Annotated in this window: 24 protein-coding genes and 1 tRNA gene; 6 read left to right on the top strand and 19 right to left on the bottom strand. The window is 35.6% G+C overall.

All coding sequences use genetic code 11. The annotated features are described in order from the left end of the window. Nucleotide 1: 1 nt before the first annotated feature. Nucleotides 2-1,369 (bottom strand): ATP-binding protein, encoded by a 1,368-nt coding sequence (locus tag H6F32_RS09995; protein ID WP_190369184.1) that lies wholly within the window; start codon nucleotides 1,367-1,369, stop codon nucleotides 2-4. A gap of 238 nt (nucleotides 1,370-1,607) precedes the next feature. Between H6F32_RS09995 and H6F32_RS10000 the strand changes: the two genes are divergently transcribed. Further along, nucleotides 1,608-2,408 carry a DUF559 domain-containing protein gene (locus H6F32_RS10000; RefSeq protein WP_190369185.1) on the top strand — a complete coding sequence of 267 codons (801 nt, stop codon included), beginning with the start codon at nucleotides 1,608-1,610 and terminating at the stop codon, nucleotides 2,406-2,408. An 81-nt stretch (nucleotides 2,409-2,489) separates the two neighbouring features. Here H6F32_RS10000 and H6F32_RS21070 read toward each other — a convergent pair whose 3' ends face one another. The 5 genes from H6F32_RS21070 to rpmG all read right to left on the bottom strand — a co-directional run bounded on the left by H6F32_RS21070 (nucleotide 2,490) and on the right by rpmG (nucleotide 5,822). Next, nucleotides 2,490-2,696, bottom strand: a complete 207-nt coding sequence (locus H6F32_RS21070; protein WP_395939593.1) for a PIN domain-containing protein — start codon at nucleotides 2,694-2,696, stop codon at nucleotides 2,490-2,492. A gap of 15 nt (nucleotides 2,697-2,711) precedes the next feature. Further along, complete coding sequence (locus H6F32_RS21075) at nucleotides 2,712-2,843, bottom strand: hypothetical protein (protein WP_313926621.1); 132 nt, start codon at nucleotides 2,841-2,843, stop codon at nucleotides 2,712-2,714. Nucleotides 2,844-3,044: 201 nt separating this feature from the next. After that, nucleotides 3,045-5,093, bottom strand: a complete 2,049-nt coding sequence (locus H6F32_RS10010; RefSeq protein ID WP_190369186.1) for a ribonuclease catalytic domain-containing protein — start codon at nucleotides 5,091-5,093, stop codon at nucleotides 3,045-3,047. A gap of 316 nt (nucleotides 5,094-5,409) precedes the next feature. Further along, nucleotides 5,410-5,625, bottom strand: coding sequence for a 30S ribosomal protein S18 (rpsR, locus tag H6F32_RS10015; protein ID WP_190369187.1), 216 nt, complete (start codon nucleotides 5,623-5,625; stop codon nucleotides 5,410-5,412). A 2-nt stretch (nucleotides 5,626-5,627) separates the two neighbouring features. Beyond that, complete coding sequence (rpmG, locus tag H6F32_RS10020; RefSeq protein ID WP_190369188.1) at nucleotides 5,628-5,822, bottom strand: 50S ribosomal protein L33; 195 nt, start codon at nucleotides 5,820-5,822, stop codon at nucleotides 5,628-5,630. 368 nt (nucleotides 5,823-6,190) lie between these two features. Here rpmG and def point away from each other — a divergent pair, with 368 nt between their 5' ends. From def to H6F32_RS10040, 4 genes are all read left to right on the top strand, one after another. Next, the gene (gene def, locus H6F32_RS10025; protein WP_190369189.1) at nucleotides 6,191-6,754 is read left to right on the top strand and encodes a peptide deformylase; all 564 of its coding nucleotides are present in this window, start codon (nucleotides 6,191-6,193) and stop codon (nucleotides 6,752-6,754) included. A 12-nt stretch (nucleotides 6,755-6,766) separates the two neighbouring features. Then, the gene (locus H6F32_RS10030; protein WP_190369190.1) at nucleotides 6,767-6,970 is read left to right on the top strand and encodes a hypothetical protein; all 204 of its coding nucleotides are present in this window, start codon (nucleotides 6,767-6,769) and stop codon (nucleotides 6,968-6,970) included. Nucleotides 6,971-7,275: 305 nt separating this feature from the next. Beyond that, complete coding sequence (locus H6F32_RS10035) at nucleotides 7,276-7,803, top strand: GNAT family N-acetyltransferase (protein ID WP_190369191.1); 528 nt, start codon at nucleotides 7,276-7,278, stop codon at nucleotides 7,801-7,803. A gap of 237 nt (nucleotides 7,804-8,040) precedes the next feature. Next, nucleotides 8,041-8,114 (top strand) — tRNA-Pro (locus tag H6F32_RS10040). A gap of 203 nt (nucleotides 8,115-8,317) precedes the next feature. Here H6F32_RS10040 and carB read toward each other — a convergent pair. Together carB and H6F32_RS10050 are read right to left on the bottom strand one after the other, a co-directional pair. Further along, a complete protein-coding gene (carB, locus tag H6F32_RS10045) occupies nucleotides 8,318-11,578 on the bottom strand; it encodes a carbamoyl-phosphate synthase large subunit (protein WP_190369192.1) in 3,261 nt (1,086 codons plus the stop codon). A 680-nt stretch (nucleotides 11,579-12,258) separates the two neighbouring features. After that, complete coding sequence (locus H6F32_RS10050; RefSeq protein ID WP_190369193.1) at nucleotides 12,259-14,529, bottom strand: bifunctional (p)ppGpp synthetase/guanosine-3',5'-bis(diphosphate) 3'-pyrophosphohydrolase; 2,271 nt, start codon at nucleotides 14,527-14,529, stop codon at nucleotides 12,259-12,261. Between the two features lie 262 nt (nucleotides 14,530-14,791). Here H6F32_RS10050 and patD point away from each other — a divergent pair, with 262 nt between their 5' ends. Then, nucleotides 14,792-15,145 (top strand): heterocyst frequency control protein PatD, encoded by a 354-nt coding sequence (gene patD, locus H6F32_RS10055; RefSeq protein WP_190369194.1) that lies wholly within the window; start codon nucleotides 14,792-14,794, stop codon nucleotides 15,143-15,145. A 660-nt stretch (nucleotides 15,146-15,805) separates the two neighbouring features. Here patD and H6F32_RS10060 read toward each other — a convergent pair. The 11 genes from H6F32_RS10060 to nifE form a co-directional block, all read right to left on the bottom strand. Beyond that, a complete protein-coding gene (locus H6F32_RS10060) occupies nucleotides 15,806-16,366 on the bottom strand; it encodes a hypothetical protein (RefSeq protein WP_190369195.1) in 561 nt (186 codons plus the stop codon). Between the two features lie 203 nt (nucleotides 16,367-16,569). Then, nucleotides 16,570-16,821: a FeoA family protein gene (locus H6F32_RS10065; protein ID WP_190369196.1), complete on the bottom strand. Its 252-nt coding sequence runs from the start codon at nucleotides 16,819-16,821 to the stop codon at nucleotides 16,570-16,572. Nucleotides 16,822-16,951: 130 nt separating this feature from the next. Then, entirely contained in the window at nucleotides 16,952-17,251 is a 300-nt protein-coding gene (locus H6F32_RS10070; RefSeq protein WP_190369215.1) for a 2Fe-2S iron-sulfur cluster-binding protein, read from the bottom strand. A 285-nt stretch (nucleotides 17,252-17,536) separates the two neighbouring features. Further along, complete coding sequence (locus H6F32_RS10075) at nucleotides 17,537-17,899, bottom strand: iron-sulfur cluster assembly accessory protein (RefSeq protein WP_190369197.1); 363 nt, start codon at nucleotides 17,897-17,899, stop codon at nucleotides 17,537-17,539. Nucleotides 17,900-18,014: 115 nt separating this feature from the next. Then, entirely contained in the window at nucleotides 18,015-18,812 is a 798-nt protein-coding gene (locus H6F32_RS10080) for a HesA/MoeB/ThiF family protein (RefSeq protein ID WP_190369198.1), read from the bottom strand. A gap of 11 nt (nucleotides 18,813-18,823) precedes the next feature. Then, nucleotides 18,824-19,141 carry a nitrogenase-stabilizing/protective protein NifW gene (nifW, locus tag H6F32_RS10085; RefSeq protein ID WP_190369199.1) on the bottom strand — a complete coding sequence of 106 codons (318 nt, stop codon included), beginning with the start codon at nucleotides 19,139-19,141 and terminating at the stop codon, nucleotides 18,824-18,826. After that, nucleotides 19,141-19,338, bottom strand: a complete 198-nt coding sequence (locus tag H6F32_RS10090; protein ID WP_190369200.1) for a CCE_0567 family metalloprotein — start codon at nucleotides 19,336-19,338, stop codon at nucleotides 19,141-19,143. Before H6F32_RS10090 ends, nifW begins: the two co-directional genes overlap by 1 nt. 401 nt (nucleotides 19,339-19,739) lie before the next feature. Next, a complete protein-coding gene (locus H6F32_RS10095; RefSeq protein ID WP_190369201.1) occupies nucleotides 19,740-20,210 on the bottom strand; it encodes a NifX-associated nitrogen fixation protein in 471 nt (156 codons plus the stop codon). A 10-nt stretch (nucleotides 20,211-20,220) separates the two neighbouring features. After that, complete coding sequence (gene nifX, locus H6F32_RS10100) at nucleotides 20,221-20,640, bottom strand: nitrogen fixation protein NifX (protein WP_190369202.1); 420 nt, start codon at nucleotides 20,638-20,640, stop codon at nucleotides 20,221-20,223. A 172-nt stretch (nucleotides 20,641-20,812) separates the two neighbouring features. After that, the gene (nifN, locus tag H6F32_RS10105) at nucleotides 20,813-22,141 is read right to left on the bottom strand and encodes a nitrogenase iron-molybdenum cofactor biosynthesis protein NifN (RefSeq protein WP_190369203.1); all 1,329 of its coding nucleotides are present in this window, start codon (nucleotides 22,139-22,141) and stop codon (nucleotides 20,813-20,815) included. Nucleotides 22,142-22,298: 157 nt separating this feature from the next. Further along, complete coding sequence (gene nifE, locus H6F32_RS10110) at nucleotides 22,299-23,666, bottom strand: nitrogenase iron-molybdenum cofactor biosynthesis protein NifE (protein ID WP_190369204.1); 1,368 nt, start codon at nucleotides 23,664-23,666, stop codon at nucleotides 22,299-22,301. Nucleotides 23,667-23,970: the final 304 nt, after the last annotated feature.

Genomic DNA, 23,970 nt, shown 5'->3' on the forward strand with positions numbered 1-23,970 from the left:
ATTAATCTTGACAAAAATTTCTAACATATTCCCTAAAAAGGGGAGATAAATCAAATAATATATTATCATTTTCAATTTTGTGAATTAAATACCTTTTTTGTAGAGATTCTAACCCATTAATAAAGTTAGTGGAAGATAATTCTAACCTACTTTTTAAATCTTCTCTGGATATGGGTTGATTATACTTACTCAATGCTAAAATAATCTGTTGTTCAATGGGTGATATTTTGTGAAATATTTGGCTAAATAAAGATTGCATTTCTTGGGTAATTATTAATTCATTTTCTGCTAAAAATTCACTAACTTTACCATTAAAAATCTTTTTAATTGAGATGGCAATAGTTTTTATAAACAATGGATGACCTGTATATAATATCATTAAGTTTAACCAAGTATCTTCATCTTTTAATCCGGTATTTTTGAGAATATCTATATTTTCTAGTCCTGATAGTTCTAAAGATTTGATAGGATATAATTCTTCATCTAAAGATTCCATTTCTGGACATTGTTCTTGACTGATTAAAATTACATGACTTTGATGTTGGGTTTCTGTAATCATTTTGAATAAGGTTTGATAGTCTTGATATTCTGGTTGATATTTTCCCGCAAATTGATGAGGAGTAAAGATATTTTGTACATCATCAAGGATTATTAAACATTTTTTATTTGTGAGAATATCAAATAATTGTTTTAATTTATCATTTATAGTTGCTTTGGGTTGTTGTTGACAAGTATTTAATAAGTCGTTAATTAGTAAATTTAGGGATTTGGGAAATTTTAAACTTCTCCAAATAATAACTTCAAACTTTTGTTGATGTAAGTCTATAAATCTTTTAACGAGGGTGGTTTTACCAATACCGGATAATCCTAAGATGGAGATTAAATTAGTAGTTTGGTTTAATATCCAATAGTTAAGGGTTTGTAGTTCAGTTTCTCTGTTATGAAACTTGATGATTTGGGGTGCTAGAGTTAAATCGTGATGAGATAATTTAGATTGGGTATTTATATTAGTTTCTTGAGTTTTTTGATGAGAATGATTTAAGGTTTGTGGATAATAAAAATAATTGTTAGTACCATTTATATTATAAATATTAGAATTTTCAGATGATTTAATATATATTCTTTCTAATGTAGAACGGAAATTAGTTTTTTTAATATCTTCATTTAATGCTTGAGATAAAAGTTGCCATAATTCAGCGCCTATATCTCCGACATGATTTTTAGTAACATTACATTCTTGTGCAATATCATCATAGGTTCGTCTTTCCCATGTTCCCTGAACTACAGCAGCTTGAACGTCATCTAAATGCTTGCCAGTTTTTTCAAAGACTATCTTATCAACAAATGTTACAACTTCGTTTACATTCATATAATTTATACATTGTAAAGGTTGTAACCATTATAGATGAATATTATTCAATTTTTTCCGATCTTTTCCGGTTTTTTTCTTAGTATTTTTTAATAAAACAACCGTATAAATCCGTTTATATCAGTATGATTAAAATACTAATATTTTGGCATACTCAACGTTAGTGAAGGATTAAATTTGTACAACTAGATAAATTGAGTATTTCAATAAAATTAAGTACAAGAGGGTAAAAATCAGCATGGGAGATTATACATTAGATACAACTTTAATGTTAAAAGTTTTATCAAGGCTTGCACCCCAACAAGCCTGGACTTCAGATTGGCTAACAGCTAATGTTCGGAATAAACCAGATCAGAGAATGATTCTCAGTTCATATATTATTGAATACAAAGGACAACCAGGCGGTTACAGAACACAACATACATGGAGAATATATACCAATAATGATAGAGAAAAAGTTAGGTTAGATCAAGCTGTAAAGTCTAAAACTCCAGGTTTAATTCCTACTGAACAACCACAATATCAATCTTCTGGATCTACAGATGAACCTTTTACATGGAATGGTTTGCAATTACGTTCTCCTGCTGAACAGAAAATTGCTGAAGAACTAGAGAAAAGAAAAATTTTATTTTTTGCAAATGCTAGATGCCGAATCACTACTAGAATTGGAATAACAGAGACTAAAGAAGCCGATTTCTTGATTTATTATAAAGGTAATTCACGAATACTAGAAGTTGATGGACAAGAATATCATCAGTCAGCAGCAAAAGATCATCAAAGAGATAGACTTTTTGAAAGAAATGGTATTCCCTGTACACGATTTACAGCAAATGAATGTTTAAATGATCCTGCTAATGTTATTGATGAATTTTTAGAATTATTTGATGTTACTCAATTTCCTTCTGAAGTTTATAAGAATGAAAGTATTAAAACAGGGGTAAGTGCAGAAGAAAAAACAACAACAATAGATATTAATGTAAATCAAAAAACTGCACCATCTCCGCGACCTGTGAAAATTGTACCAGATATTCCCTTTTAAGAAGTAGGTTGGGTTGAGGTAACGAAACCCAACATTTATATCCGATTTTCATCAGCGATAGATCACCTCCAAATAAGCATTCTATCCTTCAATTTCCCAATCTTCAATTTTCAAACCTTCAACTCTGAGAAATTCCTTAGTATTATGAGTCACCAAAATCAAATTATGAGACAATGCAATAGAGGCAATTAATAAATCATTATAACCAATAGGAGTCCCAATATTAGCTAACTGCGCCCGCATTTTACCTGCATTTAAAGCTGAAATATCATCTAAAGGTAAAGAAATAAATACTTCTAAAAATCACTTTACTTTTGCCCAAACTTGATCAGGATTATCACTTCTCATTGCACCATAAAATAACTCTAACTTGACAACTGAACAAACAGCAACATCTTCTAAATCAGTATTTTCTAACTTGCGGCGAATAATCAAATCTTCATTCAGATATTTAATACATACATTTGTAAGCTAATGTGCAGCACTCACTGTATAATTAAAAAACCTGAAGTTACAGTAGCACAAGCATCTTGCTTGTATTAATTATTCAAGTTAAAAGCACAACAGCTTATGAGAAGTAATTTGAGACATAATTAGGGAATCCTGCTATAGAGGATACAAGTAACTATTCATAGACTAGTTTTGTTGATACATGACTTCCTGAAATTGAATAATATCCTTTTGTGGATCTGCAAGACTTACTTTAACTAGTAAATGTTCACCTAAACTGACAGTACGACGGAAAGACATAGGCAATTGTAAACCTAAATCTTCCAATAAAATCAGTGCTAAATTACTATCTTCCCGTAACCACATTAAAACTACTACATTCCAGACTTCTTCAGGATGACGACGTAAATATTCTAAAGCATAATATCTATTAGTTTGTCGTTCCACCATTGTTAGTTCTTGAGTGGTGGTTAAAACCGTCATCATGACTTCTTTGAGTTGTTCAGCCGTAAATGGTAGACCATCACCTCGTAAATGGGCTTTAAGCTGAAAGTGAGTGAGTAAATCACTATAACGACGAATGGGGGAAGTTGCTTGAGTGTAGGTATCTAATCCTAAACCAGCATGACGCACGGGAGTAATACTCATTTCACTTTTGGGCATACAACGTCGCATAGCACAGGATCTGACAAAACCTGGGGGTAGTAATAGTAATTCTTCATCTGGGGGTAATTCCGGTTGAGGCTGGCCACGAAATGGTAAGGGTATATTGTGGGTTTGTCCATAACGTGCTGCTACTTCTCCAGCAAGAATCATCATTTCTGCTACTAATTGCCGTGATAAAGAATCTTCTAAAATGTCTATGTTGATTTCATCATCTTTAACTTTGATCATGGCTTCAGGCATATTAATACTAATAGCTCCTTGGGCGTAACGCCATGCTTTGCGCTTTTGCGACCAGTTAGCGATCGCCTGCAATTCTGATTCTGCTTCTACCCCCAACTCCAACATTTCATCCACATCTTCATAGGTCAAGCGATAGGTAGGTTTAATCAAACCTGGGTGAATACAATAATCTATTACTGCTCCCCCATCATCTAAAATTACACCAAAGCTCAAAGCATAACAAAGTTTACCCTGTACCAAACTCATTGGTCCTGTGGCCAAAACTTCTGGAAACATGGGAATCATTCCCGTTGGTAAATAAACGGTGCTACCGCGTTTTCTTGCTTCCAAATCTAATTCATCTTCTGGTAAGAGTAACCGAGTTGGATCAGCAATATGTACCCATAATCGTTCTTGACCATCAGGTAATAGTTCCCAACTTAAACCATCATCTATTTCTGTGGTGCTTTCATCATCTATCGTATAAACTTTGAGATGAGTGAGATCCAGTCTATTGCTATCTGAATCTGTAGGAGGATTGTTGAAACGTTCTTGCGCCACTTCTAATACCTTTTGTGGAAATTGAACTGAAATTGACGAACGGCGCAGGAAGAGGTTTTCATGGGTAGTCCACCACCCTAAGTCTATTAATAACTGAAAAGCTGCTTGGGGTGTTGCAGAACGTCCCAACATTGTCATTGTTTCTATGACTGGTGTGGGAGGAGGATAGGCGCGAGCTAAATTCTCGTAACTTATACCAGCTTTGACAATATCTGCTAGGAGAGTAGCATATTTTTCTAATGCTTCTAATCTTTGGCGATCTTGTTTTTGCCATTCTACAGTTTTACCTTGAAGTGCCTGTTCTATGCGGGTTAAAAATTCCTGCTGTCCTTTAGCTTTTTGAGTTTCTACTTCTATTTGATGCTTCCGTTCTGCTACTTGAGTAGCACTGCGTGGTTCGTAACCATCTCCTTTTTGTTTGAAATAAAGTTTGTCTTCCGATAATAAATAATGGGCAGCATAACAATGGCAAGGTGCGGTTTCCGAAAACAGAATCTTGGCCATTTGACTGGGTGTAACCGTTTCCCCATCCTCTATTAATAATTCCCAAGCTATTTCTAAACTTGAGGGATCTTCTATATAGGACTGTACTGCTACTAAGAAATCTTTAATTTCTGTTTGCTTGTATGTTTGTCCTGTAACCGTATATGTGATTTGTCGAGGTGCGAGGCTGTGGGACTGACCACGTTCATCTACTACAAACCAACGAGTCTTACCGTCTGGACGGTCTACTATTCCCAGACGGCGATCGCTTTGAACCCTAAATTCAACCAGCGTTCCTTTTTCCACAACTCTCGCACTTTTATAATTGTTTAGATTGTTTTTTTAGATGTTTGTAAGCTATGAGATATATTTTTGCTTACGATGAAATAGGGTTAAATTTTAGATTTTGGACTTAAAGGAAACCTCAGATGAGCTAAAAGTTCCATTTGTTTGGATGTTCATTGATTGTGTGTAAGACTTCATCAAGTCATGGAGTCAGAACACTTACCAAGGTTTTATCAACAGGTAGATGATCAAATATCAAGTTTTGTAATCACCTTAAAAAGCTGATAGCTGACATACTTACAGTGTTGCACTCCAAAATCCAAAATCCAAAATCTGGTTATGCTTCAGCGTTAATAAAAGGTAACAGAGCCACAATTCTAGCGCGTTTAATAGCCAAAGTTAAATCGCGTTGTTGTTGGCAAGTTAAGCCTGTGATCCGACGAGGTAAAATTTTACCACGTTCTGTGATAAATTTGCGTAACAAATCCACATCTTTATAATCTATAACTTCTCCTGGCTTAATGGGAGATAAACGACGACGATAATAACTCATTTTTACTTAATTTCCTTGTGAACAGTGTGTTTATTACAATGGGGGCAGAACTTTTTCAGTTCTAAGCGGTTCGTAGTGTTTCTACGGTTCTTCCTGCTAGTATATCGGGATACGCCAGGAGAGCGTTTATCGGGATTTGTTCGACATTCCGTGCATTCTAGTGTAACTATTATGCGTGCGCCTTTGCTTTTAGCCATAATCTTACCAACAGCCTGGAGAGAATTAACACAAATGGATATTATCTCATATTTTATATAAATTTTGCAAGAGACATTTTAATTTTTGGATAGCTGTTCACTAGTCAGTCTTCAGTTATAAATTCTACTCAAAAAGGCTTAATTATCGGATGCTACAGGTAGGGATTTAGCACTGCTAAACCCCTACATATATGGTTTTTTCCTGATTTTGGAGAAGTCCAAACCCAAACCGTGTTTAGTATATTTTTATTCTCCAAGAGAATTTTTAGTAGAAATGTACTAACTTAGTTCCTGGAGTGACTCTATCACATATAAGCTACAACAAGATATATTAGAATTATCCACCATATTTTAAGTCATCAAGAATCATGCCCTCTGACATAGCTGTAGAGAAGAAAAAGTTAAAAAATCCACCTTTACAACTTCACTACTTAGGCGATCGCGTTTTACGTCAACCCGCAAAGCGCATCACCAAAATAGATGATGAACTACGCCAACTAGTCCGGGAAATGCTACAAACTATGTATACCTCAGATGGCATTGGTTTAGCTGCTCCTCAAGTGGGTATTCATAAACAGCTGATCGTTATAGACTGCGAACCAACCAAACAGGAAGTTCCCCCCTTGGTATTAATCAATCCCGTTATTAAACAAGTAAGTAGCGCACTCTGTGTAGCGCAAGAAGGCTGTTTAAGTATCCCCAACGTATTCCTAGATGTAAAACGTCCCCAAACCGTAGAAATTGCTTATAAAGACGAATACGGTCGTCCCCGCACACTGAAAGCAGATGATATACTAGCTCGTTGTATTTTACATGAAATGGATCACCTCAATGGTGTGGTATTTGTAGATCGGGTAGAAAACTCCTTGAGTTTAGCCCAAGAACTATCCAAAAATGGCTTTTCATATCAAGCTGTCAAACCAATAGTATAGGTGGTCTTTGTCGTGTATTTAACTCCAAAAAGCGGTTTATTTTTAGGTGCTTCTTGTATCACAGCCATAGCTGCTGTTGGTTCTGTATTTGAATTGAGTTATGGACAGCCAGATTTTGGTTTCCAAACCACTGCCATTATCCTGGGTTTGAGCCTTCCCCTAACGATTTTATTTTTTATTGTTGCAGTTAGGGACGCAAGGGCTAATATTAAATAAGCATCAGGTAAAAAGGTAAGGGGATGTACTGTAACAGTCCACCTTTTACCTTTTATTTTTAGAGGAGTCAGGAGTGAGAATAAATAATTTTCCCCCTGCTCCGTGCTCCCCGCACTCAGGAAAACCATTCTCTTAACTTACGAAATTTGTCATTTGTCAATAGTCAATAAAATGATATACTAGACATTGGTTGGTTAAAAACATCTAATGAATAGCTATAATATTGATATTATTGATGTTAAATATCAAGCAACACTTTTTTAAAGTGCTAATTAATTTATTAATTCTCTCCGAACCGCACTGGCATGAGTTTTTGGAAAACTTGGTTTAGTAACCCTTCTTCTTTAGGGTCAAACAAAACTTCTGCTGTGGAAGAGCTTACGGCAGGATATTCAGGCAATTCTAGTACCGTTAAAGAGCAAATCATTTTCAGTACCGAACGTGATCTAGACCTTTATGAACTAGAGGAATTATGTGATGCCGTGGGGTGGTCACGTCGACCTCTCAGAAAAGTAAAAAAAGCTATTGAGCATAGTTTCCTTGTCGCGTCTATGTGGCAGGTAAAAGGCAACAAAAAGCGTTTGATTGGTTTTGCTCGTGCTATATCAGATCATGCTTTTAATGCTACTATTTGGGATCTGGTGGTACATCCAGAGTTTCAAGGTAAAGGACTGGGTAAGGCTCTGATGAAGTACATTTTAAAAAAACTCAGAAGCGAGGAAATTAGTAATGTGACTCTTTTTGCCGATCCTCAAGTTGTAGACTTTTACAAAACTATGGGGTTTATGCCAGATCCTGAAGGTATTAAGGGAATGTTTTGGTATCCTCAATGATGCTAAACAGCTAAAGCTACTATATACACTACTAAGGACAGGATATAAAGTGATGAAATAGGAATCAAACTATTAAATTTTTTAAATTTTTATTGGGGTTGCAATTTTTTTCTGGTTGTGATACACTAAATATATTGTTCAGATAAAACTAACTTGTTCATTAACTTGGTCAGAATCAGACTTAGGTTAGTGTTTTTGTTATGTTTTTGTTATTAAGTAACATCTGTTCCGATGTTTCGGGATGTAGCGCAGCTTGGTAGCGCGCCTGCTTTGGGAGCAGGATGCCGCAGGTTCAAATCCTGTCATCCCGATTTAACAATTGTAACTTATCAGATTATTACTACAGTAATTAATAAAAGTTAAGTTATTTTCCAGCTACTATCTAGCTTGATATTTGCTTTTTATTTGATTAATATGATTAGATAATTAACAACACACCATTAAATTTTAATTTAATGGTGTATTTAATCATACTGTACAAGAGTCAAAATTTGTGTCAACTTTCAACTATAAATCACTTCAAAGGACAATACTCTTGAATGATTTGTACATCCAAATTAGTCTTTTGTAAAGAACGAATAGCTGCTACAGTTGCTCTTGCTCCCGCTATAGTTGTAATAATGGGAATTTTGTATGCTAAAGCTGTACGCCTAATTAATTTTCCATCTGTATGGGCTTCTTCCCCTGATGGTGTATTAATAATTAGTTGCACTCTTTCATTTTTAATAGCATCGAGTACATGAGGACGGCCTTCGTGTAGTTTCAAGATTAAACCCACTTCTAAGCCATTTTCTTGTAAAACTTGTCTTGTTCCCTGGGTAGCAATAACTTTAAACCCTAAGCTGATAAATTCCTTCACTACGTCTCTTGCAGCACCTTTATCTCTATCACTCATAGATACAAATACTGTCCCCGCAAGTGGCAATTTTTCCCCAGCGCCTAGTTCTGCTTTCGCAAATGCACGTCCAAAATCAGTATCAATGCCCATTACTTCCCCTGTAGAACGCATTTCTGGTCCCAATATAGTATCTGTGCCTGGGAATTTATTAAAGGGTAATACTGCTTCTTTAACCGCTATATGTGCAGGTATTACCTCTTTAGTAAAGTTCAATTCTTCTAGGGTTTTACCTGACATGATCAAGGATGCTAGTTTTGCTAAAGGTACTCCTGTTGCTTTAGAAACAAATGGTACTGTACGGGATGCTCTAGGATTTGCTTCTAAAATGTAAACTTGAGGAGAATATCCATTTGCACCTACTACTGCAAACTGAATGTTCATTAGACCTACTACAGATAAAGCCTGAGCTAATTGTACCGTCCAAGTTCTAATTTGATGCAATACGGCAGGAGATAGGGAAATTGAAGGAAGGGAACAAGCGGAGTCTCCTGAGTGAATACCTGCCTGTTCTATGTGTTCCATAATACCACCAATAACGACGTTTCCTGTGTGATCAGCGATCGCATCTACATCTACTTCTATGGCATTTTCTAGGAATTTGTCAATTAAAATCGGATGATCTGGTTCTACCTGTACGGCAAAGGTCATATATCTTTCTAAATCCGCATCAGAGTAAACTATTTCCATTGCTCTACCGCCTAACACATAGCTAGGACGAACTACAACGGGATAACCTATTTTTCTGGCAACTATTAATGCATCATCATAGTTTCTGGCGATACCGTTAGGCGGTTGAGCAATATTCAATTTTTGCAAAATCTTTTCAAACCGTTCCCTATTTTCCGCCATATCTATAGAATCAGGTGATGTACCCCAAATTTGCGTGTGGAGTGCGGAGTGCGAAGTACTGAGTGCTATTTGCAGGGGTACGGCTAATTTTAATGGTGTTTGGCCACCGAATTGGACAATAATACCGATGGGGTTTTCCGCTTCGATGATATTTAAAACATCTTCCTTAGTTAATGGTTCAAAATATAAGCGATCGCTGGTATCGTAATCTGTAGAAACTGTTTCAGGATTAGAATTGACCATGATAGTCTCATAACCTGCTGCTTTTAAGGAGTATGCAGCATGACAACAACAGTAATCAAATTCTATACCTTGTCCAATACGGTTTGGTCCACCTCCTAAAATCATTACCTTGGGTTTATCAGTGGGTAATACTTCCGTTTCCTCTTCGTAGGTAGAATAGTAATAAGGAGTAAATGCTTCAAATTCAGCGGCGCAGGTATCCACAGTTTTGTAAACGGGAATTACGCCTAATTTCTGCCTATATGCTCTTACTTCATCTTCCTTTGTTTTAGTGGCGAAGGCAATTTGGCGATCGCTAAAACCATTACGCTTTACCTCATACATTTTTTCTTTAGTAATTTGAGATAAAGGTGTGCGTTTCAAAAACTTCTCAAAGTCCAGTATTTGGTGTAATTTATCCAAAAACCAAGGATCAATAGCCGTCAACTCATAAATTTCCTCATTAGTGATACCCAAAAGCATCGCGTGACGTAACGCAAACACTCTTTCCGGGTTAGGAGTGCGTAATTGTGCGCGTATTTGTTCACCACTGGGTAATTTTTCTAACCTATCACAACCCCAACCAGCGCGGCCAGTTTCTAAAGAACGCATCGCTTTTTGAAAAGACTCATTAAAGGTGCGGCCAATAGCCATAGCTTCCCCTACAGACTTCATTTGTGTAGTTAAAACCGAGTCAGAACCGGGGAACTTCTCAAAAGCAAAGCGGGGTATTTTCGTAACCACATAGTCTATAGTGGGTTCAAAAGATGCGGGAGTTTGTTTAGTGATGTCATTTTTAATCTCATCCAAAGTATAACCCACAGCTAACTTCGCGGCTATTTTCGCAATGGGGAAACCAGTGGCTTTAGAAGCTAAGGCCGAACTACGGGATACTCTAGGGTTCATTTCAATTACTACCACATCCCCGTTCACAGGATTAACCGCAAATTGAATGTTTGAACCGCCTGTTTCTACCCCTATTTCGCGGATAATTTTAATAGCCATATCCCGCAAACGCTGATATTCTTTATCTGTGAGAGTTTGCGCGGGAGCAACGGTAATAGAATCGCCAGTGTGAATACCCATCGGATCAAAATTTTCGATAGAACAGATAATTACCACATTATCCGCTAAATCTCGCATCACTTCCAATTCATACTCTTTCCAACCTAGCAAAGATTGATCTATGAGAATCTGAGACACTGGACTAGCATCAATCCCAACCTGCGCCATAATTTCAAATTCTTCTTGATTATAAGCGATACCACCACCAGTACCTCCCATAGTGAAAGCAGGACGAATAATTAGAGGATAAGTACCGATACGATGAGCGATCGCTTTAGCTTCGTCTAATGTTGACGCAGTACCACTAGGACATACATCTACACCGATTTTCGCCATTGCATCATTAAATAATTTGCGATCTTCGGCTTTTTCAATAGCTGGCAATTTTGCCCCAATCAACTCTACATTAAACTTGTCCAGTACGCCATTTTTAGCCAATGCTACAGCCAAATTAAGGGCAGTTTGTCCGCCCATAGTGGGTAATAAAGCATCTGGACGCTCTTTTTCAATGACCTTAGCTACTAATTCTGGTGTGAGCGGTTCAATATAGGTGCGGTCTGCGGTTTCAGGATCTGTCATAATTGTAGCAGGGTTGGAGTTTACCAATACCACCTCATAACCCTCTTCACGTAGCGCTTTACAAGCCTGAGTACCAGAATAGTCAAATTCGCACGCTTGGCCAATAACGATGGGACCAGAACCTAACAGCAATATTTTGTGGATATCTTGACGACGAGGCATAGTTTTTACTTTAGTTAGAAAATAGAAGTCCTGACTATTTTAAGGGTGTTTATCCCTGATCGTCTGATTTGTTATTAATTTTTCTGGGTATTGGTTGATGGTATAGGGTAGATATGGGGTATTTTGTGATGTATTAAAATAATAACCTTATACTTTAACAAATAAATGTATTTCATTATTGCTGGTATTTACTTGTTGTATTGTAATTAACGTAAATAATATTCCCAAATCTTAAAATAACCATCAATCCCACATTCTGCACCCTAAGCTGTCACAGAGAGAAATTACGGAGACAAAAAAACAAATTGAGCATAAAACCTACCTTCCATACCCCCCGGTGTCACAATCGGTTTTTTCGGATTTTTGAATAGATTTGAGGATAATTTTAATACAACATAGTTTAAATCTTAGGTGGCCATAGCGAAGCGCTGCTGCAAGCAGTTCGCCAATGATCAATCTCTAAATGACCAATTTTCTTTGTGTGACAGTTGAGGGTGCAGAATATAGGATGTAAATCACCAAATTGTTCATATCTGACGCACCCTACAAAGATTTTTTAGTGTGATACTTGCGTAAGTCCTAATTAATTGTATCAGATACTCGACTTCTTAAAAGTCGGGCATCTAGCCCACATTCCGCACCCTCGGGTGTCACATGGTATTAAGCTAATGTGCAGCATTCTATCTCGCCATTTCCTCACATCTACCCACTCGACGAATATTGAGAAGATCACTCATTTTCCGCAGTTGAACAAATAAACGATCTAATTGAGAACAATCACGGATATCTATACCTAACTTAATTAATGCGGGTTGTCCTGATGAAGTTTTTACATCAGCGTTACGTACATTAATACCTTGATCGCTGACTCTTGACAACACATCTTTCAATACTCCTACTCGATCCATTGCTTCAATTTGCACATCTACAGGATAGGTATGAGGACAGCCATTGGTTTCTATAGATGTATTCCACCGTACTGGGATTAAACGCTCACACTCTACATTATCAACATTATGGCACCCTTGACTATGGATAGAAATACCTCTACCTCTAGTAACAACGCCAATAATTTGTTCCCCAGGAATTGGGGTACAACACCCTGCTATATGATAAACTAAGCCCTCCACACCGATAATAGGGGAGTCACTACGGGAAGTGCAAATAAGTCCTTCCCTAGAAGTTTTAGCGGCAGAATCTTTAGCAATGAAGGGGATAACATCGGCCACGGGTTGTTGAGCTTTAATAATGTCCCGCCAGCGATTGAGAACTAAATTTAAAGTAATTTCACCATATCCTAAAGCTGCCAGTAAATCTTCCACACTGTGATAGTTGCATTTTTCTGCTACCTTGTGCATGGCATCAGATTTTAACAAATTCTCAAAACCGGTTTTACCTAGTTCCTTTTCTAATAAATCTCGGCCATGATTAATATTTTGATCTCGACGCGATCGCTTGTACCATTGTTTAATGCGATATTTAGCCGCAGAAGTGCTAACAAAATGCAACCAATCTAAACTAGGATGACTATTTTTCTGAGTAATAATTTCCACAATATCGCCATTACTTAATCTTGTAGATAACGGCACAATTCGCCCATTTACCCGCGCCCGAGCACAATGATTTCCTACTTCTGTATGAATGCGATAAGCAAAATCAATACTAGTAGCGCCAGGACTTAAAGGTACAAGATCACCTTTAGGAGTAAACACATAAATATCATCAGCAAATAAATTATCCTTGACACTATCTAAATATTCCTGAGCATCATTTAAATCACTTTGCCATTCTAATAATTGACGTAACCAAGTGAACTTTTCATCATTATTAGTCACATTCATATTAGAATTACCAGTTTCCTTATATTTCCAATGGGCAGCAATTCCATATTCTGCCACATGGTGCATTTCTAAGGTTCTAATTTGCACCTCTAAAGGACGGCCTGTTAAACCAATTACCCCCGTATGCAAAGATTGATAACGATTAGGTTTTGGTAGACCAATATAATCTTTAAACCTGCCAGGAATAGGTTTAAAAGCATCATGAACTATCGCCAAAGCCCGATAACATTCCTCATTTGCTTCTACAATAATTCTTAAAGCAGCCAAATCATAAATTTCATGAAATTCCTTTTGTTGGCGCTGCATTTTTTGGTAAATACTGTACAGATGTTTAGGACGACCACTAATTTCTAAACATTTAATTCCTGCTTGTTGTAACCTTTGATGTAAAATTTCTGTAGTTTTCAGTAACTTTTCTTGTCTGGCTGCTCGTTTTTCAGAAACACATTGTTGAATTTCTCTAAATGCCTCTGGTTCTAAATATTTAAAAGCTAAATCTTCCAATTCCCATTTTATTTGCCAAATACCCAACCGATTAGCTAAAGGTGCAAAAATATCTTTAGTTTCTTGGGCACTACGTTGTCTACTGCTTTCTGACATATATTGCAGAGTTCGCATATTATGTAAACGATCAGCTAATTTGACAACAATAACACGAATATCTTTAGCCATAGCCAAAAACATTCGTCGGAAATTCTCCGCTTGTCCTTCTGTTTTACTGTTAAAATTAATTTTGGAAAGTTTAGTCACTCCTTCTACTAACTGTCTTACTTCTGCACCAAATTTAGCTTCTATGTCTTCAACTGTAACTTCTGTATCTTCTACTACATCATGCAGTAAACCTGCTGCTATCATAGCAGGACTGCCTCCTAATTCCCGGAGTATTTCTGCTACTGCAACTGGATGGGCAATATAAGGTTCTCCTGATTTGCGATATTGCCCTTCATGGAGATCATAAGCAAATTGAAAAGCGCGACAAATTAAACTATTATCGGAGGGTGTTTTTTGCTCTCCTGGTGTATTACCATTGGTGAGTGGTTCTAAAAGACATTTGTTGAGCCAATCAGGGAGAATGACATCAAAAGGTGATTCCAGTGCTAAAATACTCATAAAACTACTACTTTGTTTATTGATTGGTAGATGAGGAAATACAACTGATATAGCAAATCCTAATGGGGAAAGGGATATAACAATCAGAAATATTATGATCCTTTCTCATGTTGTCCCATAATTCTCTTTACCCAGGAATGCTAAAGGAAGCCCTGAAGATTATTTAAGGTGATCTTAGGCTAGTAAGAGTCAAGAAAAATCCAGAAACTTTAATTCTATCGTAAAATTTGTTTGACAATTATTTTATCTTAACTAGGCACAGATGTCTTTAAATTGTGAAAAATATCAGGAATTAAGAACATTAGTAAATGAATTACATAACAATGTAACGAAAACTAAACCGGATCTTGGCGAGTTACGGTTGAGTTTGATACAGTTACGGGAGTTTTTTTTACGGGAAATAGCACCTTTGACTGATCTAGAATATCGTGAGCAGTCCTACAATACGGAAATGAGTAAACAACTACATTTGTTAGAACTAGATGTAATCTTTCTTCAAGGTTCTAAACAATCTACAACTATGGAGACTAGGTTAAAAAATATTGAGGCAAGGTTAAATACTTTATATATGTACTGTGAGGCCATTATACAAAAATGTGCACAACTTGAACAGTGAGGAAATCCTTAGTTTTAATGTTATTGATTTTATATATTGAACTAATGATATCACCAGCGATCGCTCCTAACATATTTCTTTTCTGTAACTATTAGACCTGTGGTGAAAATTAAATATGGGTTTTTTACAACCCTTCTAGAGACGTTCTATATAACGTCTTAAAACGTCTCTACATTAATTGTCGGCGTTGCAGAACTCAGGCATGAAATTGAGAAATTCAAAATTTGAAACTTTGCGTCTAACGCAAGTGCTTCGCTTCGCCAATGCGCGAAATAAACGCAGAATAAACATCATACCCCAATTCAGCAACGCATAATTATAAAAGAGGTCTATTAGACATCTGGGGTAATTAAATGTTTATAACCACCAAACCCTTGTAGAGACAATGCATACAGCAGTTTCCGTTATTATGAGGTACAGATGTTAATGATAAAACCCTTGTAACACAGGCATCTTGCTGTGTTCATAGTGTACCTCATGTAGATGGAATGTGCTGTATTATAAATTCCTTGGGCTAAAGCTAGATCAAATTTTAGTTGCAAGATATCAGTTTCTACATCTTTCATGATCACATTATCTAGTCCTTGACTTTGATTATTTGATTATTTGATTTTGAAGATAATCACTAAAAAATTAATTTAATCTTAAATTAATATTGATTTAATATTTCAGTAATTCTGTTGGGTTAATTATTTCTTGCAGCAGTTCATAGTAGTTAGCATATCCTAGTCTTTTATAAAGAGAAATTGCATAAAGTTTCACTATTTCTATTTTCTTACTATCTATTGCTTCTGCGAGTTTGTTAATTAAAATTAATGTAGATTCCTGATCAATTTTTTCCTTTTTAACTATAGCTTCAAGTTTATTATACTCTGCTTGTGTATTTTGATAATAACCTCCAAATTGCCAGATTATACCTCCTATAAATTCTGTTTCCATAAATGAATTTTTAGATGATTGTCGCATCAATGTAAATATACAAATTTTAGAAATACAGGTTGGGAAAGAAACAGAAGTAGGAGTATTATTAAAGTTGCGTGTATCTTGAGGGGGCTGAAAATTATTATTTCTTTGATTAGGAATATTTGTATTTACTGGTGTATTTAGTGGTGGTGTCATTTGTGGAGAGTTAGATTGAGGATCTCTAACTTCTTGGGCTATTACTGGTGAAGCAATTATAGCGATAATTGTAGTCAAACTGACAATGTATTTTAGACACATAATTACAGCCTTAATTTTGTTGTGATAGGTTTAAATAGTATTTTTTCTGTGCAGAAAGAGAAAAATATCCCCTTTCTACTAAAATAGCTATTAAGAATCTGCTAAATCATAATCTTTACCTTAGTAAAAATATGATTTATAAAGTGTGATAGATTTTGCAATTAGTAAATTTTAGTGAATTTGGTTAATGATTATTTTTTGTATTAATCTTGAACTAAACGCACATAAATAGCTCTTGCCGTTTCTCGATCTAGCGTAATAGGTATATTACTAACTGTAATAACTAAAGCTGGAAATTGTTGTTCTACCATGATAGAAGTTCCAGTTTTAATACCGAAAGAAATTAGTTTTTTTCTAATTATTTGATCCTGGGTTTTACAAACAGTAACTATCCCTTTTTCTCCCGGTTTCATTAGTTCTAAAGAACAACCTGTAATACTAAAAGGAGTAAACATAATTAAATACCCAATATAAAAAGTAGAAATCTGTGAAAATTCACGTCAAAATTTTAATGATGAAAGATGATTAACATCCTTCATCATGATGAAAATTTCAGGTAAATCCTAAATAAACCCTAATTTGGTATTAAGCTAAATAAGGTTCTTGATGTGTTTTAATTGTGCAGTTAGAGCGAGGATAGGTGACACATAATACAGCAAAACCTTTGCCAACTTGCTCATCATCTAAGAAGTTTTGCTCCTCTTGATTAATTTCACCTTCGACAATTTTACCTACACAGCTAGAGCAAGAACCAGAGCGACAAGAAGAGGGTAAATCAATACCTGCTTCTTCTGCTGCGCTAAGAATTGTGGTGTCTTCGTCTATTTCAAGTGTGGTGTCTAAATTTTCTTTTTTGTTGATCAATCTTACTTGATAGGTCGCCATTTTACTTTCTCCTCCAATGTCAATAGAATTAAGTTGCCAAGTTGGTGAAATTTCCCCAGGAAAGAAGATGAAATTACACAGAAAAATTACATAATTTTGTTCTTCTTTACACAGATGTAGAGTATATTTAGGGGAAATTTGCAAATTTGTAATGGGTTGGATGTGTCAAATTGACAAAATCTGCTAATTCTTACTAGATGATGCATTTTGACACACCTTACCAGAGAAATTGTGAGAAACTTAGAAAAGTATCTATATCTATTTTTTCCTAAGTTCTAATTTTTTTTAGCTACAAGGTACACCATTTGATGAACAATCACCAGTTTTAAATGATTTTCCACAACCGCAGGTATCTGTCGCATTAGGATTGGTAAATTTAAAACCGCTATCCATGACTCCTTCTACAAAGTCAATAACTACACCTGTTAATAATGGTGCGCTTTTTGCATCAATATAAATTGTGACGTTTCCTTGTTGAGTAATTAGATCATCTGCTTGTGGTTTGCTGGTAATTTCTAATCCATATTCATAACCATTACAACCACCATCTTTAACAGAAATACGGATTGCCTTGTTTGTTTCTGTGTTAGAACTTCTTAATAGTCCACGTAGTTTAAATTCGGCTTTTTCTGTTAGTTGGACTGTCATTATTTCTCCTATTTTTATTGTTAATTGTGGTAATTTTTGCCAGTAAAAGCTAATAGCTGAAATTGTGGTGCGTTACGCTATCACTAACGCACCCTACTATCTATCTACTATCGGATTACTGACTGCTGACTACTTCCGATAAAGATTGAGATTGAGAATATCTCCAAGGTGCGGTATTTCCACAGACTGGACATGAGCGATCGCGTTGTGAACGACGTTTGGCAAATTCCATTCTATTGAAGTCAATTGTTAATAATTCTGATAACAAAGGTTGACTAAATCCAGTAATTAATTTGACTGCTTCTAATGCTGTTAAACAAGCTAATGTTCCTGATACAGCACCTAACACAGAAAACCCTCGACGATCCCAATCTGGTTTTTCTGGAAATAAACAAGATAGACAAGGAGTAACTCCAGGAATAATGGTAGTTAAATAGGCTTCCATCCCATCCATAGCCGCTTCTACCATCGGTTTACGCCATTTTACACAGGCTTCATTTAATAAATTACGTTCGGTAAAATTGTGAGCGCAATCTAAGGCCATATCCGCAGATTGTACTAATGAATCTACATTTTCTGGATTAATATATTCATGAATAGCTACAATTTCTACGTCAGGATTTATAGCTTTTAATGTTTCTTCAGCTTTAAACACTCTGGGTTTTCCTACCCAGTCATCAGTCATTAAAACCTGACGATTCATATCATCTAAACGTAAATCTCCACCCCGTACTAAGATTAGTCGTCCAACGCCTGCTACTGTTAAATAAAGTGCGGCTGTACCTCCTAATCCTCCCACTCCTGTTACTAAAACTGTGGCTGATTTCAGTCGTTTTTGTGCTACTTCTCCAAAGTTGGGTAACATCATTTGACGACTATAACGTTCTATTTCTTTAGGCGTTAGATTAATCAATTTTATCCCTCCTAATCTGATGAAATTTCTGTTAATGTGACGAAGTTTTTGGGCTTATCATTAAACACCTTAAATAATTTTTGTTCGTGGGGTGTAGATTCTATAAATACTTGATACGCCTGTTGCAATGCTTGAGAATATTTTTCTAATCTTTCTACTTCATTAATTTGTGGGTATGTATCATCAATTTGACTCATAAATTGAGAAAATTTCTTCAAAATATGTAGGCGATTAACGTTAACAAATTGTTGATCATAGGGCAGATTAAAAAAAATAAAAAATTCCTCTGCATCTACTAGTGTTTTGAATTTTTCCATGTTTTGAGTCATTATTTATTCTCCATTTGTTTGAGTTGCTTTTTCAGATCATCTAATTGCTTATATATTTGGTAAGTTTCCTCTGCAACTTCCATTAATTTATCGTAATCTGTGGGTAAACCTTCTGCTAAATCATGCAGATCCATTTTCATTTGTCCTGCTTTACTATTTAGCTTTCTAATTGTTGTTGTCAGTTCTTCAATTGTCATGAATTGGTAATAAGTACTGAATGATTTATGTAGGGATTTACCAATGGTTATTAATGTAAACTTAACTTAATGTAGAACTGATAACCCGACTGGGAATTCATTCCCAGTCTAATGGCAGAAGTCATCTTTAGGTGACTAATAATAGCCATAAATCTACAGTTTACTTTTGAAAATTAGCCCTGAAATATCTCTTAAAACACGCTCCGTTATCATTTCTGGGCAAGATACAGCACATTCCATCTACATGAGGTACACTATTAGCACAGCAAGATGCCCGCACTACAAGGGTTTTATCATTAACATCTGTACCTCATAATAACCGAAACTGTTGTATTTTTCAGTTAAGTTGACACCACTAAGCAATGCTAAATCCTGACTATTTTGAGGTTTATTTTTAGCTTTTAAATTTTGCCAACTTCAGGGAAACGTTGAGCTAAATCTACGCCTTTATTGACAAAATTTTCACCTTCTTCTGAGAGTTTTTGTAAGGAATCAAAACCAAAACGATGGGCATCTCGTAAGGTTTTAACACATAGTAATAAACGACCAGAAAAGACTAAAGCCCAACCAAATCCTTCATGTCCAATGTTGACTACAACATTAGAAATTAATCCTGTTTCTTGTTCAATACTGGCAGCGATCGCTCTAAAAAAAGCGTTAATTCGTGATATTGTGGCAGGATCAACTTCACCTTCTACAGAAATTTCTCGTTTCTTTTGTTTAGTTACAAGATAAGGTTTGAGAATTAATTCATCAGACCAATTTCTGTAAAATCCATAGCTATCCTGCGCTCGAATTTGTTGCACTAATGTCTTTAAAAATGGCGTTAATGTTACCTCTGGTCCATTACCATTTAATTCAATTTTACTCATATTTCCTTACTCATACTGCTGTTTCATTTTCTAGTTCTTCCAGAAAATTAGGTTTTTTCTGTTGTAATGCCTTCCGTAACCAAGGAGGAGGATTACCTTTAAGAGTTTGCACTAATTTATTTAAAACTTCAGCTATTTCTTCGGTCTCTGATTTAGCTTTTACTGGAGTGACATTCTTTTTAATTAATCTAGCAGCCGCACTTCCACCAATGGCTAATACATAAACAATAGTACAATCATGAAGTGCTTCTAGTTTGGGGGTAATTTTATCTTCATTACCGTCTTCTTTGAGATCGCCTTCAAATTTTAAGGTTTCTACAAATTCATATCCTTGATCAGAAATTTCATAAACATCAATTTCTTTTGCCCACCCAAAGTGGGCATTTATATGAACTCTATCTGTAGTGGTAAAAGCAATTTTCACTTTCATTTGTCCTTTGTTAGTTTTTAGTTGTGATATGTTTCATAAAATCCAAAATTGTGGATATTTATGGGGAGATAATGTTGGGTTGCGCTGTCGCTTAACCCAACCTCCTCTAAGATACAAGGTTGGGTTGAGGTCACGAAACCCAACATTTATCTAATAGCTAATAGCTGATTAATTAAGAGCTAAGAAATGATGACCATTGCCCCATAGCATGAGCTTCTTCTGCTTCTAAAAATAGGTTTCCCATGCCAAATAAAACTTCCATTGTGCCGCGATATCCTACTTTGGTAAATAAACCATTTCCCAAGCGATCGTAAATGGGAATACCCAAACGATAAAGCGGAATATGGAGCTTTTTGGCTATGTTATTGACATTAGAATTACCAATTAATAAATCAGAATCTTGCGCCAATTTCTCAAAATCTTCTAAATCCCCAATCGTTACTTTTTCAATGGGCAATTTCTCTAATAATGGGGAGCGAGTTGTGGTGACAGCAGCATGAATTTTTGCCCCCATAGATTGCAAAAAATTCACCATTGACCACAATAAATCCGGTTCTAAAGCTAAAGATACTTGTTTTCCACTAAAATAAAAGTGCGTATCTAACATTGCATCTTGCAATTGTCGGCGTTGACGACGATATTTTTCAGGAACAGGATTACCACTTAAATAAGATAGTTTATGTAAGAATTGATCTACATTTTCTAATCCTGTTAAATTGGTAAATACTTCATAACTTGTGCCAAATCTTTCTAAGAGAATATTAGCCGCTCCTCCCATACTTTCACCTAATGCTAAGGTGAAGGATGAACTACCCAAAGAACGCAATTGTTTTAAGGTTGTACCACTTACAGTGATTGCTTGATAATCATCTTCTAAATGACCATCTAAAGACGCTCCTAAGTCGGGTACAAAAATTGGTTCTAGTCCAAAAGATGTGACTATTTCTCTAATTTCTTGCACATCTCCAGGAGTAAAAGCTGAACCAGCTAAAATGGTAATTTGTTCAGGTTTAATTCCTCCTGCTTTGGGAATTTCTTTAAGCATACTTTCCACAGCCACCGCAAAACCATCTTGCAATGCACCTTTAAAATCTGGTGTGGTAGCAAAGATAATTCCTAAATGATTTAATTCGGGATGACGTTCTCGAATCTCTTTTAAAAATCTTTCAATATCATCTCCTCTAGTTTCCGTTAAACCAGTGGTACATAATCCAATTATTTCAGGATTCGCTTTTTTGACAATAGTAAGAATTGCTTCTTCTAGGTTTTCTTCACCACCTAAAATAGTGGTAACTTCCGTCATTGCAGTAGTAGCTAAAGGAATTGCTTCCCGAAAATGTCGCACTAAAACAACTTTTGCAAAAGCAGTACAACCTTGAGAACCATGAAATAAAGGCATAGTTCCTTTTAATCCTAAAAATGCCAAAGCTGCGCCTAATGCCTGACTTTGTTTCAGAGGATTAACTGCTACAGATTTTTCTGGAGTAATTGCGATCGCCATAATTAATCTCTATTATTTATAATGTAAAATGGACAATTGACAATGAACAATTGAGTATTGACAATCTTATTAATTAAAAATTAATTAAAATTAGATAATTATTTATTAATAATTGCTATTCAATAACTATCAATTATCAATTGTCAATTGTCAATTATCAACTTTCCCAAGGTGCTGGTTTACGAATTTGTTCCCAAATAGGACTATATAAAGCCTCATATAATTCCTTAGCCATTTCCACCATTCCCACATAACCAGCATAGGGATGATGACGTTCTTGGTTAATATCTAAAAAAGGTATTCTGGCCTTTAAAGCAGTATATTGATTTCGTCCCCCTGCTATTAACATATCTGCCTTAGTATCTCTGACTAATTTGAGCAATTCTTGGGCATTTCCCTTTTCTAACATAATGCCATCATTGCCTAATAAATTTTTAATTTTTGCCTTATCTTCCTCTGTACTTTTGCGGGTACTAGTAGCCACAACTTCAATTCCTAAATCCTTAGCAGCAGAAATAATAGACCAACTTTTGACACCACCAGTATATAGTACCACTCGCTTACCTTGTAAACGTTCCCGATAGAAAGATAAAGCCACATCTAAAGCCGCAGTTTCTTGGGCAATTAATTTTTCTGTGCGTGCTTGTAAATCAGGATCGCCTAATTTTTCCGCCACATTTCTTAAACAACGATTAACATCATCAATGCCGTAAAAAGACTCCTCAAGATAAGGAATACCATATCTTTCTTGCATTTTTCGCGCCATATTTAACAAGGCACGAGAGCAAATCATCACATTTAATTTAGCCCGATGAGCATAACAAATTTCCTCATAACGAGCATCACCAGTAATTTTTGATAAAACCCTAATTCCTAACTTTTCAAATAATGGTAAAACACCCCACATTTCCCCAGCAATGTTGTATTCACCAATCAAATTAATATCATAAGGAGTGGTATATTCAGGTTCAGCAGTACCAACTACATAATCTAATAAAGCCTCACCACCGAAACGATTACCTAAATTTTTACTACCAATAAAACCAGGAGCAATTACTGGAACTACAGGAATACCAATTTTCTCTTTAGCTACCTTACAAACTGCTTCCATATCATCACCAATTAAAGCTGTAACGCAGGTAGCATAAACAAAAATCGCTGTAGGTTGATAACGTTCCTTGATTTCTAAAATCGCCTTATAGAGTTTCTTCTCACCGCCAAAAATTACATCATTTTCTGTTAAATCAGTGGTGAAACCTGTCTTATAAAGCATTGGTCCAGAGGATAAACTCCCACGACTTCCCCAGGAATTTCCAGCGCAAGCGATCGGTCCATGAACCAAATGAGCAGCATCAGTAATAGGAACTAAGGAAATCATCGCACCATCAAAAGCACAACCACCTTGAGCAGCACCAGGTTGAGCTTGTTGACTACAAGATTTTTTCTTCTTTTCTCCCTTATTTTGATTATGTTCACAACCAGGTTCATGGAGCAATTCATTAATTTTACTTTGAGACATTTTCATTTTTTTCTGCTCACAAAGAATGTAATTTTAATAATTGGTCTAAGATCCTCGACTTCTATCAACTAGATGATGATTTATGGAGATTCTCAAAAAGAAGTCCAGGATCTATTACTATAAGGATTTACACAAATTAAATAAAAATATCAAAAATCTATTACCATTTACCGCAAAATTGATTCCGAGATACCCTATAAAAAATATTCCCACAGATAAAACTTCAGAAAAGATATGTATTTATCTGTATATCCATTATTTTAACATTAATCCTTGACATATCACCTAACAAATAATCTTTTTCTCTCTT

This window comes from Anabaena sp. FACHB-1237 (assembly GCF_014696225.1).
Lineage (GTDB): Bacteria > Cyanobacteriota > Cyanobacteriia > Cyanobacteriales > Nostocaceae > FACHB-1237.